Below are 16129 nucleotides of genomic sequence, written 5' to 3'. Positions count from 1 at the left end.
CGTCAACGTCCGATCGCGAACACGGCCGGCAGGCGCTCGTCCGCGGTGCTCTTGGGCTGGGTGCGCCACGTCTTCGCGGTCTGGCTGCGAACATCGGCGGTGGCCAGCGTCAGCCCGCGCGCGACGGCGAGCCGCGTGTTGTGCTGCAGCGTCTGCACCAGCGCCTGCAGGAGTGCGGCATTGCGGTAGGGTGTCTCGATGAACAGCTGCGTCTGGCCGGTTCGCAGCGCCAGCGCCTCGAGATCGCGGATGCGGCCCTGGCGCTCGCCGGCATCCTGCGGCAGGTACCCGACGAAGGCGAAGTTCTGGCCATTGAGGCCGCTCGCCGCCAGCGCCAGCAGCAGCGACACCGGGCCGGTGAGCGGGACCACGGCCAGGCCGAGATCGTGCGCAGCCCGCGCCACCGACGAGCCGGGATCGGCCACTGCCGGCATGCCCGCCTCGCTGAGCAGTCCGATGTCATGGCCTTCGAGCGCGGCGGCGAGCAGCGGCCGAGCGTCGAACTGGCCCGCATGGTCGCCCTTCTTGTGCACTTCGCGCGGCAGTTCGCGGATGTCCTGCGCCTGTAGTGGCGCGGCCAGCGGCACCACCGCATCGATCCGCTTCAGGTAGGCGCGCGCCGACTTCGCGTTCTCGCAGATCCAGTGGGTGAGGCCCGCGGCGACCTGGAGGGTTCCGAGCGGCAGCGCGTCCTGCAGCGGCGCCTGCGATTCGCAGCCGAAGTCGAGTGGCGCGGGCACGAGGTAGAGCTTGCCCGGCGTCACAGGAGTTCGACTCCCGCGGCGCGCAGCATCCGGCAGGTGCGGATCAGCGGCAAGCCCACGAGTGCCGTGGGGTCGTCGCTGTCGATGGCGTCGAGCAGGGCGATGCCGAGGCCTTCGCTCTTGGCGCTCCCGGCGCAGTCGTAGGGCTGCTCGGCCTGCAGGTAATTTTCGATCGCGTCATCAGTGAGCTCGCGGAACACCACCCGAACGGGCGCCAGGTCGTGCTGGACGAAGCCGCTCGCGTGGCAGACCACCGCCACCGCCGTCTGGAACACCAGCGTCTGGCCGCGCATGCGCCGCAACTGCGCGGTCGCGCGCGCATGGTCGCCCGGCTTGCCCAGCGCCTCGCCGGCCAGGTCGGCCACCTGGTCGGAACCGATCACCACGGCTTCGGGAAAGCGCGCCGCCACCGCGTGGGCCTTTTCGAGCGCCAGGCGTTCGGCCAGCGCCCGGGGCGACTCGCCGCCGCGCGGGGTTTCGTCGACGTCGGGCGGCTGCACGTCGAAGGGCAGGCGCAGGCGGGAAAGCAGTTCGCGCCGGTAGCGCGAGGTCGAGGCAAGGATCACGGGGCGTTGCATGGGATGATTGTGCGTGAGCGCGCTAGACTGGTGAGGATGAAGAGAGAATTTGCCCCCGAACGGCTCGACGTGGCCCGCTTTGCCCTCGCGGGCGCCACGCTGGAAGCGGCCGAGCCGGTTGCGAACTACGTGCGGCTCGCGGCCGAGCTGGCGACCGAGGCCGACCCCGCAGCCGACACCCTCGTGCGCTGGACAGCCAGCGGCGAAGAGCGTCCCGGCGCCGACGGCAAGGCCGAGCCCTGGCTGCACCTGGACGCCGAAGCGACGCTGCCCCTGACTTGCCAGCGCTGCCTGACGCCGGTGGCGACGCCGGTCATGGTGAGCCGATGGTTCCGTTTCGTCGCCGACGAGGCCACGGCCGAGGCCGAGGACGAGGAAGCCGACGAAGACGTGCTCGCGATGAGCCGCGACTTCGACCTGCACGCGCTCGTCGAAGACGAACTGCTGATGGAAATTCCCGTCACGCCCGCGCATGACGTCTGTCCCGTGCCGGTCCGGCTGTCGTCCAGCGACGACGATTTCAAGGCGGCGGAAGAGGCCAAGCCGAACCCGTTCGCGGTGCTCGGTGCGCTGCGTCCGCGTGGCCCCAAAGAGGGCGGGTAGCCCTTATCCGCCAGCTGGGCTATAATCATGGGCTTCGCGCGCGCCGCCGTGATCAGCAATGCCATTCATCATTGCCACCGCAAGAGAGCGCATCCAATCACTCACCTCACAGTCCAGGAGCCATCATGGCCGTCCAGCAAAACAAGAAGTCGCCTTCCAAGCGTGGCATGCACCGTTCGCACAACGCGCTGGTCGTGCCCGGTATCGCCGTCGAGCCCACCACCGGCGAAACGCACCTGCGCCACCACATCAGCCCCAACGGTTTCTACCGTGGCCGGCAAGTGCTCAAAAACAAGTCCGAAGCCTGATCTCGCATCCCAAGGCCGAGGCCCGAAGCTACTTTTGCCGTAGCGTCGGGCCTTTGTTTTGATGGCTACGTCTTCTCCCGAATCCACTGCTGCGCCTTCCGCAATCACGCTTGCCGTCGATTGCATGGGAGGCGACCACGGGCCGCGCGTCACGCTCGCGGCCTGCCGCGCGTTTCTCGAGCGGCACAGTGAGGCCTCCTTGCTGCTGGTAGGTGCGCCGGCCGCATTGGCGGGCTTCGCCGCGCATCCGCGCGCCCGCGTCGTGCCGGCCAGCGAAGTGGTGGGCATGGACGACCCGATCGAGATCGCGCTGCGCAAGAAGAAAGATTCTTCCATGCGCGTGGCGATCCAGCAGGTGAAGGACGGCGCGGCGCACGCGGCGGTGTCCGCCGGCAACACCGGCGCCTTGATGGCGATTGCGCGCTACCTGCTCAAGACGCTCGACGGTATCGACCGCCCCGCGATCGCACCGCAACTGCCGAACGTGAAGGGTGGCGCGACGACCGTTCTCGACCTGGGCGCCAACGTCGATTGCGATGCCGAGGACCTGCTGCAGTTCGCCGTGCTCGGTTCCGCCCTGGTTTCCGCGCTCACGGGCAACGAGGCGCCATCGGTGGGCCTGCTCAATATCGGCGAGGAAGCCATCAAGGGCAGCGAAACCATCAAGAAGGCTAGTCAACTGCTGCGAACTGCTGCCAACTCGAAAGATCTCAACTTCTACGGCAACGTCGAGGGCAACGACATTTTCAAAGGCACCACGGACATCGTCGTATGCGACGGCTTCGTCGGGAACGTGGCGCTCAAGGCCAGCGAAGGCGTGGCTTCGATGATTGGCGATTTCATTCGGGTCGAATTTTCCCGCAATGTCTTCACCAAGATGGCTGCAATTGCAGCCTATCCGGTCCTAAAAGCGTTCAAAAGCCGCCTTGACCACCGCCGCTACAACGGCGCGGCCCTGCTTGGCCTGCGCGGGCTGGTTTTCAAGAGCCATGGCTCGGCTGACGAAGTGGCTTTCGGCCATGCGCTCGATCGCGCTTATGATGCCGCTCGCAACAACCTGCTCGATCGCGTGCGGGCCCGCATTGCCCACGCCGCGCCATTGCTCGCGCGGCAGGAGCCCGCGGTGTCCCAGGACGCGACGGCCCTTCACGCTTGATGAGCCCATATTCACGCATCACCGGCACCGGCAGCTACCTGCCACCGCGCCGGGTGACCAACGACGACCTCGCCAGTGAACTGGCGCTGCGCGGCGTCGAGACCTCCAATCAGTGGATCGTCGAGCGCACCGGCATCCACGCGCGCCACTTCGCGGCACCGGAGGTGTCGAGCAGCGACCTCGCCCTTGAAGCGGCCCGGCACGCCCTCGAGGCGGCAGGCCGCAAGGCGGAAGAGATCGACCTGATCATCGTCGCGACCTCGACGCCGGACATGGTGTTTCCGTCGTCGGCCGCGATCCTCCAGAACAAGCTTGGCATTGCCGGCTGCCCGGCCTTCGACGTGCAGGCGGTCTGCAGCGGCTTCGTCTATGCCCTTACGGTGGCTGACGCGATGATCCGCACCGGCACGGCACGGTGCGCGCTGGTGGTGGGCGCCGAGGTCTTCTCGCGCATCCTCGATTTCAACGACCGCACCACCTGCGTGCTGTTCGGCGACGGCGCGGGCGCGGTGGTGCTCGAGGCCAGCGAGGAGCCCGGCATTCTCGCGAGCGATCTGCATGCGGATGGCAAGCACGTGGGCATCCTGTGCGTGCCCGGCCATGTGTCGGGCGGCAACGTGCTCGGCACACCGCTGCTGCACATGGACGGTCAGGCCGTCTTCAAGCTCGCTGTGCGCGTGCTCGAGGAAGCCGCCCGTACCACGCTCGCGAAGGCCGGCAAGACCGAAGCCGACATCGACTGGCTGATTCCGCACCAGGCGAACATCCGCATCATGGAAGGCACGGCGAAGAAGCTCAAGCTGCCGCTCGAGAAGCTTGTCGTCACGGTCAACGAGCACGGCAACACGTCGGCCGCCTCGATCCCGCTGGCGCTCGACGAGGCCGTGCGGTCCGGGAGGGTGAAGAAAGGCGAGACGCTCATGCTTGAAGGCGTGGGCGGTGGCTTCACCTGGGGTGCGGTGCTACTGAATCTATAGCATGCCGCCGTCCGCAGTCGCGTACCGCGGCGTTCGCATGCGCCATAAAAAACAATGAAATCCTTTGCTTTTGTCTTTCCCGGCCAGGGCTCTCAGGCCGTCGGCATGCTCGACGCCTGGGGCGATCATCCGGCCGTGACCGAGACCTTGCGCGAGGCGTCCGAAGCGCTCGGCGAAGACATCGGCGCGCTGATCAAGAACGGTCCCAAGGAAGAGCTGGCGCTCACCACCAACACCCAGCCCGTGATGCTGGTGGCTGGCGTGGCCGCCTGGCGTGCCTGGCTCGCCGAGGGCGGCGCGGCCCCTGCGGTCGTGGCGGGGCATTCGCTGGGCGAGTATTCGGCACTCGTGGCGTCGGGCGTGCTCACGCTGGCGCAGGCTGCGCCGCTCGTGCGGTTCCGCGCCAAGGCCATGCAGCAGGCCGTGCCGGTGGGCGCAGGTGCGATGGCGGCGGTCCTCGGCATGGAGGCCTCGAAGGTGATCGCTGGTTGCGCCGAGGCCAACGCGTCCTTCGGCGCGGGCAGTGCCGAAATCGTCGAGGCGGTGAACTTCAACGATCCGATGCAGACGGTTATCGCCGGCAGCAAGGCCGCGGTCGACAAGGCCTGTGAGCTGCTCAAGGCGGGCGGCGCCAAGCGCGCGCTGCTGCTGCCGGTGTCGGCACCGTTCCATTCGAGCCTGATGAAGCCCGCCGCCGAGGCGCTGCGCGAGAAGCTCAGCACGATCAGGCTGGCCGCGCCGCAAATTCCGGTGCTCAACAACATCGACGTGGCGGTGGAAACCGAGCCCGAGCGCATCCGCGAGGCCCTGGTGCGCCAGGCCGCCGGTCCGGTGCGGTGGGTCGAGAGCGTCCAGGCCTTGAAACTGCGCGGTGTCGCCGCCATCATCGAGTGCGGGCCCGGCCGGGTGCTGGCCGGAACGGTCAAGCGCATCGCCCCCGAACTCGAAGCCGCGTCGGTGTACGACCCGGCCACGCTCGCAGACACCCGTCAACTGCTCGCCTGATGAGCGGCCCAAGGCCCGATACTCCTTTTATGAGCATTCCAAAATTCGAAGGGCAGGTTGCCCTGGTCACCGGCGCATCGCGCGGCATCGGCGCGGCAATCGCGCTCGAACTCGCGCAGCGCGGTCTCAAGGTGGTCGGCACTGGCACCACCAACGACAGCGCGGCCAAGATCACGTCGGCCCTGAGCGCGTTCGACGGCCGCGGCCGTGCGCTCGACGTGAACGACGGGGCGGCCGTCGAAGCGCTCATCGACGAGATCGTCAAGGCTTATGGCGCGATCCACGTGCTGGTCAACAACGCCGGCATCACGCGCGACACGCTGGCCATGCGCCTCAAGGACGAAGACTGGGATGCGGTACTCGACACCAATCTGAAAGCCGTGTTCCGGCTTTCGCGCGCGGTGATCCGCCCGATGATGAAGCAGCGCTACGGCCGCATCATCAGCATCACGAGCGTGGTGGGCGCCGCCGGCAATGCCGGCCAGGCGAACTACGCGGCCGCCAAGGCCGGCGTTGCCGGCATGACCCGCGCGCTCGCGCGCGAACTCGGCAGCCGCAACATCACGGTCAACTGCGTCGCGCCGGGCTTCATCGAAACCGACATGACGGCCAGCCTTCCCGAAGCCCAGCAGCAGGCGCTGCTGCAGCAGATCCCGCTCGGGCACCTGGGCAAGCCGGCCGACATCGCGCATGCGGTGGCCTACCTCGCATCGCCTCAGGCGTCGTACGTGACGGGGCAGGAGCTGCACGTCAACGGCGGCATGCACATGTAGCCGAAAGGCGCAATGTTTTCCCGTACCGGACGCACGGCAAATGCCACAATGCGCCCGGCTAAAATCCACTGTTACCTACAACCCTCAGAGGGAACCAAATGAGCGATATCGAAGCACGTGTCAAGAAAATCATCGCCGAGCAGCTCGGCGTGGAAGAGTCTCAAGTGACGAATGAAAAGGCTTTCGTGGCCGACCTCGGCGCTGACTCGCTCGACACGGTCGAACTCGTGATGGCACTCGAAGACGAGTTCGGCATCGAGATCCCCGACGAAGATGCCGAAAAGATCACCACGGTGCAAAACGCCGTCGACTACGCCACCAAGAATCAAAAGGCCTGATCGGCCAATTGATGCTGCGACGGCGCCTGGCGGCTTTTCTTCACTGAACCGCAAGCGCCGATCGGCAGCTGCTCCACGCTTCCAGAAAGGTTTGCCGGCATGACCAAACGCCGCGTCGTCGTGACCGGACTCGGTTGCATCGCTCCTGTCGGAAACTCCGCAACCGAATCCTGGGCCAACCTGTTGGCCGGGAAGTCGGGCATTGCGAACATTACCGCCTTCGATGCAAGCGCCTTCGCCTGCAAGTTCGCAGGCGAGGTGAAGGGTTTCGACATCACCCAATACATTTCCGAGAAGGAAGCGCGTCACATGGACCGCTTCATCCATCTCGGCCTTGCCGCGGCCATCCAGGCCGTGCAGGACAGCGGTATCCAGACCAACGATGCGCTTTCGCCCGAAGAGGCGACGCGCATTGGCTGCAACATCGGCTCGGGCATCGGCGGGTTGCCGATGATCGAAGAAACGCACGGGGAGCTCGTGAACCGCGGCCCTCGCCGCGTGTCGCCGTTCTTCGTGCCGGCCTCGATCATCAACATGATCTCGGGCCACGTCTCCATCAAGTACGGCTTCCAGGGGCCGAACATCGCGGTCGTCACGGCCTGCACCACCGGCTTGCATGCGATCGGCCTGTCGGCCCGCATGATCGAGTACGGCGATGCCGACGTGATGGTCGCGGGCGGCGCCGAATCGACCGTCTCGCCGCTGGGCATCGGCGGCTTCGCGGCGGCGCGCGCACTCTCGACGCGCAACGACGATCCCGCCACGGCCTCGCGCCCGTGGGACAAGGACCGCGACGGCTTCGTGCTCGGCGAGGGCGCCGGGGTGGTCGTGCTCGAGGAGTACGAGCACGCCAAGGCGCGCGGCGCCAAGATCTACGCCGAGGTTTCGGGCTTCGGCATGAGCGCCGACGCGTATCACATGACGGCGCCCAATGTCGACGGACCACGCCGGTCGATGTCGATGGCGCTCGCCAATGCGGGGGTCAACGCCGACGAGGTGCAGTATCTCAATGCGCATGGCACTTCCACGCCGCTGGGCGACCTGAACGAGACCAACGCGATCAAGAACACCTTCGGCGACCATGCGAAGAAGCTGATCGTGAACTCCACCAAGTCGATGACCGGCCACCTGCTGGGCGGCGCTGGCGGCATCGAGTCGGTGTTCACAGTGCTCGCGCTGCATCATCAGAAGAGCCCGCCGACCATCAACATCTTCAACCAGGATCCGGAGTGCGATCTCGACTACTGCGCCAACGAGGCGCGCGATCTGAAGATCGATGTCGCGGTCAAGAACAACTTCGGCTTCGGCGGCACCAACGGCACGCTGGTGTTCAAGCGCGTTTGAGCATTGCTCTTTCATGCACAGCGCGCCGTCGGTGATCTATCCGGTCGGGCGCTCGCGCGGTGCAGCCCGGATCCTGATCGCGGCGTGGGCACTGGGTGCGTGCTGCGCCGGCGTGTCCTGCTATTTTTTTGACGGCGCGGGCTGGCGCCAGGTGCTCCTGGTGCTGAGCGTGCTGTTCTCGGGCGGTGCTGCCGCGCTCGCGCTGCGAGGCGACGCTGCGGCCGAACTGCGTTTCGACGGGCGTCACTGGACGCTGGCGGGCGCGGAGACCGGCCGGGCGGTTGTTGCGGCGCGCGCGGCCGTGGCGCTCGACCTGCAATCACTGCTGCTGATCAGGCTGGCCGAGCCGGGTCGGTCGGTGCGCTGGGTGTGGGCCGAGCACAGTGCCATGCCCGAGCGCTGGCGCGACCTGCGCCGTGCGGTATATTCGCGCGCCCCGTCGGGTTCGACCGCCGGTGAGCCGTGGCGGGCGACCGCCCATGCCGATGGGCCCTGAACCTTCCAGATGACCACTTCCGTGCCGCCAGTGCCACCGGACTCGGGCTTGCCCGAGGGAGTCGCCGCTGCGCCGCGGCCGGGGGAGGTCGACTTGCAACTGGTCCAGCGCACCGTGGCCGGCGACCAGAAAGCCTTCGAACTTCTGGTCATCAAGTACCAACGCCGGATCGAGCGCCTGATCGGGCGCATGGTGCGCGATGTCGACCTGGTCGAGGATATCGCGCAGGAGACCTTCATCCGGGCCTATCGCGCGTTGCATCAGTTTCGCGGCGACGCGCAGTTCTACACCTGGCTCTACCGGATCGCGGTCAACACCGCCAAGAAGGCGCTGGTCGACATGAAGCGCGATCCGACCATCTCGGAAAGCGCCCTGCGCCCGTCTTCTGACGACGACGATGAAACTTACCGTCCGGGAAACGAACCAACCACCGACGAAACCCCCGAATCGGTGCTGGCGGCCAACGAAATCGCCCGCGTGGTCGAGATGGCCATGGATGCGCTGCCAGCCGAACTGCGTCAGGCTGTGACCCTGCGCGAGATCGAGGGCATGAGTTACGAAGAGATTGCCGAGGTCATGAATTGCCCCATCGGCACGGTGCGCTCGCGTATCTTCAGAGCGCGTGAGGCCATTTCGGCCAAGGTCAAGCCGATGCTGGACAACCAATCCGGCAAGCGGTGGTAGGTAAGCAGGTGAATGAAATGAATCAGAGCATGACGGTTCGTGAACAAGTGTCCGCACTCGCGGACGGTCATTTGCAAAGCGAGGACCTGGCGCTGGCCATCGAAGCGGTCTGCGCGCAGGAAGACGCCCGCGGCGCCTGGCAGGCCTACCATCTCGTGGGCGACGTGCTGCGCTCGGGCGCCCATTCGCCATGCACCGACACCGACGCCTTCCTGACGCGCTTCCAGCGGCGCCTGGCGGCCGAGCCCTTGGTGGTGCGGCCGGCCGCGGTGCCCGTGGCGCCCGCTACGTCGGTGCCTGCGGTTCGTCGCAAGGCGGACGCGGCCAACGAGCCGGTGTTCCGCTGGAAACTCGTCGCCGGTGCCGCGTCGCTGATGGCGGTCGCGGCCATCAGCTGGACCCTGGTCGGCAACGGCGCTGCCGTGCAGGCGCCGGGCGCTCAACTCGCGGCAACGCAGCCGCAGCCGGGCGCAGCGTCCGTGGTGGCCACAGCGGGTGCGAACGGCGCCGCGAATGCCGCCCCGACCGCGCGGGCGTCGACGCGCGTGCTGGTCGGCAACGGCAACCCGCAAGTGATGCTGCGCGATCCGCGACTCGACCAGTTGCTCGAGGCGCATCAGCAGGCCGGCGGCGCATCTCAGATGCCCTCGGGGTTCCTGCGCAATGCGACTTTCGAAGGCCCTTCGCGCTGATGTGCGCCGATCGCCACGCTCGATGACCGTTCCGATGCCCACCTCCGCTCGCGCGTTTGCGCTGGTGATCGCTGCCTTTTGCCTGGCCCATGCGGCGGTCGCCCAGACCCGGCCCGCGGCGGCGAACCCCAAAGGTGCGGCCTCGGCACAGGCCGGTGACGCGCCGCCGTCGCTGGGCGTTGTCGAGTGGCTGCAGCGCATGCACTCGGGGGCACGGCAGCGCAACTACATTGGTACCTTCGTGGTGTCGGCCGCGGGCGGCAATCTGTCGAGCGCGCGCATCTGGCATGTGCGCGACGGCGAGATGCAGATCGAGCGCATCGAGGCCTTGTCGGGGCCGCCGCGCTCCACCTTCAGGCGCAACCACCATGTCATGACCTTCCTGCCCGAGGCGAAGGTCGTGAAGGTCGAGAAGCGCGAGAACTTCGATCTGTTCCCCAACCTGCCGGACAAGCCCGATTCGTCGATCGGCGACTTCTACGAGGTGCGGGCGCTCGGCAAGGACCGCGTGGCTGGTTTCGACACCGACGTGGTGCAGCTCGTGCCACACGATGGCCTGCGCTTCGGCTACCGCATCTGGAGCGAGCGCCGCTCCGGCCTGCTCGTGAAGCTCCAGACCGTCGACAACGACTCCCGCGTGGTGGAGCAGTCGGCGTTCTCCGAACTCCAGCTCGATGCACCGATCAAGGCGCAGGCGCTGCTGCAGATGATGTCCAACACCAGTGGCTACCGCGTCGAGAAGCTCGAACTCGAGCGCAGCAGCGCGCATGACGAGGGCTGGACGCTCAAGACACCCGTCGCGGGCTTCCGGCCGCGCAGCTTCTACCGCCGCCCCGCGGGCGACAAGAGTGCGCAGGAACGCACCGTCCAGTGGACGTTTTCCGATGGCCTCGCTTCGGTCTCGCTTTTCATCGAACGCTACGATGAAAAGCGCGCGCCCCGCGACGGCGTGTTGACCATCGGTGCCACCAATGCGATTCGCCGGCGGCTGCCGGAGCCGGTGAGCGACTGGTGGCTCACGGCAGTGGGCGAGGTGCCGCAGCAGACGCTCAACGCATTTGCCCAGAGTCTTGCACGCACGCGCTGAAGTGGAACTGTCCCACGGCCGGTGCTGAACCAAGTTGGCATTGCAGACTCCATAGCTCTTCTACTTTTTGCCGCTCTGTTCTTTTGAAAGAAAACCGATGATGTTCAAAGTCGAGGGACACCAGGTTCGTTCCTATCTCTTCGCATTCGGCATGGCATTCACCGGCGCAGCAGCGCTATTGCCCGCCGCGCCGGCTCATGCGCAGGCACCGCAGGTGCCCCAGATGCCGCAAGCGCGCGGTCTGCCCGATTTCGCAGACCTCGTCGAGCAGGTCGGCCCCGCGGTGGTCGGCATCCGCACGGTCGAGAAGGTCACGCGTGGCGGCGGTAGCGGTGGCGGGGAAATGGACGAGGAGATGCAGGAGTTCTTTCGCCGTTTCTTCGGCCAGCCGCTGCCCGGCAACCCGCGCCCCGGCCCGCGCCCGAACCGCCCGCCGCAGGAGGAAGAGCGTCCGCGCGGCGTGGGTTCGGGTTTCATCCTGAGCGCCGACGGCTACGTGATGACCAATGCGCACGTGATCGAGGATGCTTCCGAGATCATCGTCACCCTGACCGACAAGCGCGAGTTCAAGGCCAAGCTGATCGGCGCCGACAAGCGCAGCGACGTTGCCGTGGTCAAGATCGAGGCCGCGGGCCTCCCCGCGGTGAAGGTGGGCGACATCTCGAAGCTGCGCGTCGGCGAATGGGTCATGGCGATCGGTTCGCCCTTCGGCCTCGAGAACACCGTGACGGCCGGCATCGTGAGCGCGAAGCAGCGCGACACCGGCGACCTGGTGCCGCTGATCCAGACCGACGTGGCGATCAACCCCGGCAATTCGGGTGGCCCGCTGATCAACCTGCGCGGCGAAGTGGTCGGTATCAACAGCCAGATCTACTCGCGCTCGGGCGGCTACATGGGCATTTCGTTCTCGATCCCGATCGACGAGGCGATCCGTGTCAGCGACCAGCTGCGCACCACCGGCCGCGTGTCGCGCGGCCTCATCGGCGTGACCATCGGCACGGTGTCGAAGGACGTGGCCGAATCCCTCGGCCTTGGCAAGGCGCGTGGGGCGGTCGTGAGCAGCGTGGTGCCGGGTTCGGCGGCCGACAAGGCCGGCGTGCGTCCGGGCGACATCATCACCAAGTACGGCGACAAGGTCATCGAGACGCCGACCGATCTGTCGCGCTCGGTCGCGAGCACCAAGCCGGGCATCAAGAGCACGCTGAGCGTCTTCCGCAACGGCAGCGCGCGCGAGCTGTCGATCACGGTGGCCGAAGGCGACCCTGAAGCCAAGCCCGCCGGCAAACGCCCGCAGGAGAGCGAAGAGCCGCAAGGCAAACCCTCGGCAGCCGGCAAGGCGTTGGGCTTGACGGTCACCGACCTGACCGAAGCGCAGAAGAAAGAGCTGAAGATGCGCGGTGGCGTGCGCATCGAAGCTGCGAGCGATGCCGCGGCGCGGGCCGGGCTCCGCGAAGGCGACGTGATCCTTGCCGTCGGGAACATCGAGGTCTCGGGCGTGAAGGATTTTGAGGCCGCGATCGCCAAGGCCGACAAGAGCAAGCCACTCAGTGTGCTGTTCCGCCGCGGCGAGTGGGCGCAATACGCACTGATCCGGCCCGCACGCTGATCCGGCCCAGCCGTCAAGTGGCCCCACCCTTCACTCGGGTTTGGGGCCCTTTTTTTGAGGTGTTTGCGACGTTCGAGCGCCTGGTTTCAAAAAAAGTTAATGGGGTGAAAAGAGTTGATTTTGTTAGTGAAAACTAACTTAAATCGAGCCTTAGGACGAATTTCGGTAGAATAGTGAACGCTGGGCGGTAGGTCAGTGCATAAGGAGGTGGGTTTCCTCCACCATGCGAGATGTCCTGCAGCAGTCCACCGGCGCTCCACAGATCGCCCACATGTTGTTCATGGAGTGCTCCACCGATCTTGTGGATAAGTTGTTAATATCTTTGATGTTGTGGACCCGCAACGACCCGTTTCGACCCTGTCCCTGGATGTACGCGCTTCCCTTTTTGCCTACAATGAAGTTCCAACTACTGCAGTTGCCATTGCTTGTTGGTTCAGGGCGCGTCTCCAGAAGACGCGCCCTTTTTTCTTGCCTGTCGCACTCTGCGCACGAGCCAATTCAAGTACTTAAGCGTTCCCGTTGATGAATCACATCAGAAATTTCTCGATCATTGCGCACATCGACCACGGCAAGTCGACGCTCGCAGACCGCTTGATCCAGCGTTGCGGCGGCCTCGCGGAGCGCGAAATGGAAGCGCAGGTTCTCGACTCGATGGACATCGAAAAAGAGCGTGGGATAACCATCAAGGCGCAGACCGCAGCACTGCACTACAAGGCGCGCGATGGACAGGTCTACAACCTCAATCTGATCGACACGCCGGGCCACGTCGACTTCTCGTACGAAGTGAGTCGCTCGCTCTCCGCATGCGAAGGTGCGCTGCTCGTCGTCGACGCATCGCAAGGTGTCGAAGCGCAGACGGTGGCCAACTGCTACACCGCGCTCGATCTCGGTGTCGAGGTGGTGCCGGTGCTGAACAAGATCGACTTGCCGAACGCGGACCTCGACAACGCGCGCACCGAGATCGAAGACGTGATCGGCATCGATGCGACCGACGCGATTCCCTGCTCGGCGAAAACCGGCGTGGGCATCGACGAGATCCTCGAGACGATCGTCAAGCGCATGCCCGCGCCGCGCGGCAATCCCGACGGTCCGCTGCGCGCGATGATCGTCGATAGCTGGTTCGATGCGTACGTTGGTGTCGTCATGCTGGTGCGCGTGGTGGATGGACGGCTCGTCAAGGGCGAGCGCATCAAGATGATGGCCTCGGGCGCCATGTACAACGCCGACAACATCGGCGTCTTCACGCCGGCCACCGAGCCGCGCGCGTCGCTCGAGGCGGGCGAGGTGGGCTACATCATCGCGGGCATCAAGGAACTGCAGGCTGCCAAGGTCGGCGACACCGTGACGCTGATCAAGTCGGGCACGGGCGGCGCGGGGGCCACGGCCACCGAGGCGCTGCCGGGCTTCAAGGAAATCCAGCCGCAGGTGTTTGCCGGGCTCTATCCGACCGAGGCCAGCGAGTACGACTCGCTTCGCGATGCGCTCGAGAAGCTCAAGCTCAACGATTCGTCGCTGCGCTATGAGCCCGAGGTGAGTCAGGCTCTGGGCTTCGGTTTCCGCTGCGGCTTCCTCGGCCTGCTGCACATGGAGATCGTGCAGGAGCGGCTGGAGCGGGAGTTCGACCAGGACCTGATCACCACCGCGCCAAGCGTGGTGTACCAGGTGGTGCGCAACGACGGCGAGGTCATCATGGTCGAGAACCCGTCCAAGATGCCCGAAGTCGGCAAGATGAGCGAGATCCGCGAGCCGATCGTGACCGTTCATCTCTACATGCCGCAGGAATATGTCGGCGCGGTCATGACGCTCGCGAACCAGAAGCGCGGCGTGCAGTTGAACATGGCCTACCACGGCCGCCAGGTCATGCTGACCTACGAGATGCCGCTCGGCGAGATCGTGCTCGACTTCTTCGACAAGCTGAAGTCGGTCAGCCGGGGCTACGCCTCCATGGACTACGAGTTCAAGGAGTACCGGGCGTCGGACGTGGTCAAGGTCGACATCCTGCTCAACGGCGAGAAGGTCGACGCGCTGTCGATCATCGTGCACCGCAGCCAGTCGCAATACCGCGGCAGGGCGGTGGTATCGAAGATGCGCGAGATCATTTCGCGCCAGATGTTCGACGTTGCGATCCAGGCTGCCATCGGGGTCAACATCATTGCGCGTGAGACAATCAAGGCGCTGCGCAAGAACGTGCTGGCCAAGTGCTACGGCGGCGACATCTCCCGCAAGAAGAAGCTGCTCGAGAAGCAGAAGGCGGGCAAGAAAAGAATGAAGCAGATCGGCTCCGTCGAGGTCCCGCAAGAGGCCTTCCTCGCGATTCTGCAAGTCGAAGACTGATCTCAAACATGGCATTCATTACTTCAGTGGTACTCGCGGCCTTCGTCGGCTACGTCGGTGCCTGGTACTTTGGTGCGCTCGAAGGCAACTTCGCGCTGCTGCTGTTCCTGGCCACGGTGGTCACCGGCCTGTACTGGCTGGCCGAGCGCTTCTACTTCCTGCCCCGGCGCGAGCGCGCCGCTGCGGCGCTCGAGGAGTCGCTCGCCGAGCGCAACGCGCGCCTCGCCGGCCAGGGCATCACGCAGGTCGACACGGTGGACCCGAAGGCGAGCGAGCGCCTGCTGATGCAGCCGTGGTGGCTCGACTGGACGGCCGGGCTGTTCCCGGTGATCCTGGTGGTGTTTCTGCTGCGTTCGTTCCTGTACGAACCCTTCAAGATTCCCTCGGGCTCGATGATGCCGACGCTGCTGACCGGCGACCTGATCCTGGTCAACAAGTTCACCTATGGCCTGCGCCTGCCGGTCATCAACACCAAGATCACCGAGGGCACGCCGCTGGCCCGCGGCGACGTGGTGGTCTTCCGCTATCCGCCCAAGCCGAGCATGGACTACATCAAGCGCGTGGTCGGCATCCCGGGCGACGAGGTCGCCTACCTCAACAAGAAGCTCACCATCAACGGCCAACCGGTACCCAAGCAGCCGCTGCCCGACTATCTCGACAGCGAATCGATGCGGCTGCTGAAGCAGTTCAGCGAAGACCTTGGCAGCAAGCAGCACCGCCTGCTCAACGACGATGCCGGCCCGGCCTTCGTGCAAGGTGTGACCGATTTCCCGTTTCGCGAGAATTGCCGCTATTCGGTGGAGGGCGTGGTGTGCAAGGTGCCCGCCGGCAACTACTTCATGATGGGCGACAACCGCGATAATTCGGCCGACTCGCGTTTCTGGGGCTTCGTGCCCGACAAGAACATCGTCGGACGAGCGTTCTTCGTGTGGATGAATTTCGGAGACCTGGGTCGCATCGGTCCGTTCCAATAAGCAATCGAGATACTCGAGGGGGTTAGGGATATGAAGTCGAATCCATTCATCCGCAGCGCCGGGGCTTCGCGGCAGCGCGGCATTTCGTTCCTCGGCCTGGTCTTCGTGGCCGTGGTGCTGGCGTGCGTGGGCGTCGTGGTCGCGCAGGTCATTCCGACGCTGATCGAATACCAGGCCATCAACAAGGCCGCCAACAAGGCCAAGGAAGGCACCACGGTGCCCGAAGTGCGCGCAATCTTCGACCGGGCGCAGGCGATCGACGACTTCAAGTCGGTCTCCGGCAAGGACCTCGACATCCGCAAGGAAGGCGACCGGGTGGTCGTCTCGTATGCCTACGAGCGCGAGATCCCGTTGTTCGGCCCGGCCTACCTGGTGCTCAAGTACAAGGGCGAGGCCCGCTGAACGCGGCG

Annotated in this window: 18 protein-coding genes; 16 read left to right on the top strand and 2 right to left on the bottom strand. The window is 65.6% G+C overall.

The window, feature by feature from the left end:
* Positions 1–2: 2 nt before the first annotated feature.
* Both AC3A6R_RS07865 and AC3A6R_RS07860 read right to left on the bottom strand, forming a co-directional pair.
* Positions 3–764: an SAM-dependent methyltransferase gene (locus tag AC3A6R_RS07865; protein ID WP_487859586.1), complete on the bottom strand. Its 762-nt coding sequence runs from the start codon at positions 762–764 to the stop codon at positions 3–5.
* On the bottom strand, positions 761–1342 hold the full coding sequence (locus AC3A6R_RS07860; RefSeq protein ID WP_487859587.1) for a Maf family protein: 582 nt from the start codon (positions 1340–1342) through the stop codon (positions 761–763). Before AC3A6R_RS07860 ends, AC3A6R_RS07865 begins: the two co-directional genes overlap by 4 nt.
* 36 nt (positions 1343–1378) lie before the next feature.
* Between AC3A6R_RS07860 and AC3A6R_RS07855 the strand changes: the two genes are divergently transcribed.
* The 16 genes from AC3A6R_RS07855 to AC3A6R_RS07780 all read left to right on the top strand — a co-directional run bounded on the left by AC3A6R_RS07855 (position 1379) and on the right by AC3A6R_RS07780 (position 16121).
* Positions 1379–1945, top strand: coding sequence for a YceD family protein (locus AC3A6R_RS07855; RefSeq protein ID WP_487859588.1), 567 nt, complete (start codon positions 1379–1381; stop codon positions 1943–1945).
* Positions 1946–2070: 125 nt separating this feature from the next.
* Entirely contained in the window at positions 2071–2253 is a 183-nt protein-coding gene (gene rpmF / locus AC3A6R_RS07850; RefSeq protein ID WP_007830466.1) for a 50S ribosomal protein L32, read from the top strand.
* A gap of 61 nt (positions 2254–2314) precedes the next feature.
* A complete protein-coding gene (gene plsX, locus AC3A6R_RS07845; RefSeq protein WP_487859589.1) occupies positions 2315–3409 on the top strand; it encodes a phosphate acyltransferase PlsX in 1095 nt (364 codons plus the stop codon).
* Positions 3409–4386, top strand: coding sequence for a beta-ketoacyl-ACP synthase III (locus AC3A6R_RS07840; protein WP_487859590.1), 978 nt, complete (start codon positions 3409–3411; stop codon positions 4384–4386). The genes plsX and AC3A6R_RS07840 overlap by 1 nt, the downstream gene beginning before the upstream one ends.
* 54 nt (positions 4387–4440) lie before the next feature.
* Complete coding sequence (gene fabD, locus AC3A6R_RS07835) at positions 4441–5391, top strand: ACP S-malonyltransferase (RefSeq protein WP_487859591.1); 951 nt, start codon at positions 4441–4443, stop codon at positions 5389–5391.
* A gap of 29 nt (positions 5392–5420) precedes the next feature.
* The gene (fabG, locus tag AC3A6R_RS07830; RefSeq protein ID WP_487859592.1) at positions 5421–6164 is read left to right on the top strand and encodes a 3-oxoacyl-ACP reductase FabG; all 744 of its coding nucleotides are present in this window, start codon (positions 5421–5423) and stop codon (positions 6162–6164) included.
* A 98-nt stretch (positions 6165–6262) separates the two neighbouring features.
* Positions 6263–6502, top strand: a complete 240-nt coding sequence (acpP, locus tag AC3A6R_RS07825; protein WP_007830471.1) for an acyl carrier protein — start codon at positions 6263–6265, stop codon at positions 6500–6502.
* 99 nt (positions 6503–6601) lie between these two features.
* A complete protein-coding gene (gene fabF / locus AC3A6R_RS07820) occupies positions 6602–7846 on the top strand; it encodes a beta-ketoacyl-ACP synthase II (RefSeq protein WP_487859593.1) in 1245 nt (414 codons plus the stop codon).
* A gap of 13 nt (positions 7847–7859) precedes the next feature.
* On the top strand, positions 7860–8342 hold the full coding sequence (locus AC3A6R_RS07815; protein ID WP_487859594.1) for a hypothetical protein: 483 nt from the start codon (positions 7860–7862) through the stop codon (positions 8340–8342).
* 9 nt (positions 8343–8351) lie between these two features.
* Positions 8352–9026, top strand: coding sequence for an RNA polymerase sigma factor RpoE (gene rpoE, locus AC3A6R_RS07810; RefSeq protein WP_487859595.1), 675 nt, complete (start codon positions 8352–8354; stop codon positions 9024–9026).
* A gap of 17 nt (positions 9027–9043) precedes the next feature.
* Entirely contained in the window at positions 9044–9718 is a 675-nt protein-coding gene (locus AC3A6R_RS07805; protein ID WP_487859596.1) for a sigma-E factor negative regulatory protein, read from the top strand.
* 22 nt (positions 9719–9740) lie between these two features.
* The gene (locus tag AC3A6R_RS07800; protein ID WP_487864193.1) at positions 9741–10805 is read left to right on the top strand and encodes a MucB/RseB C-terminal domain-containing protein; all 1065 of its coding nucleotides are present in this window, start codon (positions 9741–9743) and stop codon (positions 10803–10805) included.
* Between the two features lie 97 nt (positions 10806–10902).
* Positions 10903–12411, top strand: a complete 1509-nt coding sequence (locus AC3A6R_RS07795) for a DegQ family serine endoprotease (protein ID WP_487864192.1) — start codon at positions 10903–10905, stop codon at positions 12409–12411.
* Between the two features lie 522 nt (positions 12412–12933).
* The gene (gene lepA, locus AC3A6R_RS07790) at positions 12934–14745 is read left to right on the top strand and encodes a translation elongation factor 4 (RefSeq protein WP_487859599.1); all 1812 of its coding nucleotides are present in this window, start codon (positions 12934–12936) and stop codon (positions 14743–14745) included.
* 8 nt (positions 14746–14753) lie between these two features.
* Entirely contained in the window at positions 14754–15719 is a 966-nt protein-coding gene (lepB, locus tag AC3A6R_RS07785; RefSeq protein ID WP_487859600.1) for a signal peptidase I, read from the top strand.
* Between the two features lie 30 nt (positions 15720–15749).
* Positions 15750–16121 carry a DUF4845 domain-containing protein gene (locus AC3A6R_RS07780; protein ID WP_487859601.1) on the top strand — a complete coding sequence of 124 codons (372 nt, stop codon included), beginning with the start codon at positions 15750–15752 and terminating at the stop codon, positions 16119–16121.
* Positions 16122–16129: the final 8 nt, after the last annotated feature.

The organism is Variovorax sp. Soil_C_19 (assembly GCF_057657255.1).
Note: the sequence above shows the minus strand (reverse complement) of the source record. Positions and strands in the feature narration are given on the sequence as shown.

Bases quoted from the DNA above. Each gene is read 5' to 3' on its own strand.
- lepB (WP_487859600.1), top strand. From the start codon at position 14,754: ATGGCATTCATTACTTCAGTGGTACTCGCGGCCTTCGTCGGCTACGTC.
- rpmF (WP_007830466.1), top strand. From the start codon at position 2,071: ATGGCCGTCCAGCAAAACAAGAAGTCGCCTTCCAAGCGTGGCATGCAC.
- rpoE (WP_487859595.1), top strand. From the start codon at position 8,352: ATGACCACTTCCGTGCCGCCAGTGCCACCGGACTCGGGCTTGCCCGAG.
- fabD (WP_487859591.1), top strand. From the start codon at position 4,441: ATGAAATCCTTTGCTTTTGTCTTTCCCGGCCAGGGCTCTCAGGCCGTC.
- AC3A6R_RS07860 (WP_487859587.1), bottom strand. From the start codon at position 1,342: ATGCAACGCCCCGTGATCCTTGCCTCGACCTCGCGCTACCGGCGCGAA.
- plsX (WP_487859589.1), top strand. From the start codon at position 2,315: ATGGCTACGTCTTCTCCCGAATCCACTGCTGCGCCTTCCGCAATCACG.
- AC3A6R_RS07840 (WP_487859590.1), top strand. From the start codon at position 3,409: ATGAGCCCATATTCACGCATCACCGGCACCGGCAGCTACCTGCCACCG.
- AC3A6R_RS07855 (WP_487859588.1), top strand. From the start codon at position 1,379: ATGAAGAGAGAATTTGCCCCCGAACGGCTCGACGTGGCCCGCTTTGCC.
- fabG (WP_487859592.1), top strand. From the start codon at position 5,421: ATGAGCATTCCAAAATTCGAAGGGCAGGTTGCCCTGGTCACCGGCGCA.
- AC3A6R_RS07780 (WP_487859601.1), top strand. From the start codon at position 15,750: ATGAAGTCGAATCCATTCATCCGCAGCGCCGGGGCTTCGCGGCAGCGC.
- AC3A6R_RS07795 (WP_487864192.1), top strand. From the start codon at position 10,903: ATGATGTTCAAAGTCGAGGGACACCAGGTTCGTTCCTATCTCTTCGCA.
- acpP (WP_007830471.1), top strand. From the start codon at position 6,263: ATGAGCGATATCGAAGCACGTGTCAAGAAAATCATCGCCGAGCAGCTC.
- lepA (WP_487859599.1), top strand. From the start codon at position 12,934: ATGAATCACATCAGAAATTTCTCGATCATTGCGCACATCGACCACGGC.
- AC3A6R_RS07805 (WP_487859596.1), top strand. From the start codon at position 9,044: ATGAATCAGAGCATGACGGTTCGTGAACAAGTGTCCGCACTCGCGGAC.
- AC3A6R_RS07800 (WP_487864193.1), top strand. From the start codon at position 9,741: ATGACCGTTCCGATGCCCACCTCCGCTCGCGCGTTTGCGCTGGTGATC.
- fabF (WP_487859593.1), top strand. From the start codon at position 6,602: ATGACCAAACGCCGCGTCGTCGTGACCGGACTCGGTTGCATCGCTCCT.
- AC3A6R_RS07815 (WP_487859594.1), top strand. From the start codon at position 7,860: ATGCACAGCGCGCCGTCGGTGATCTATCCGGTCGGGCGCTCGCGCGGT.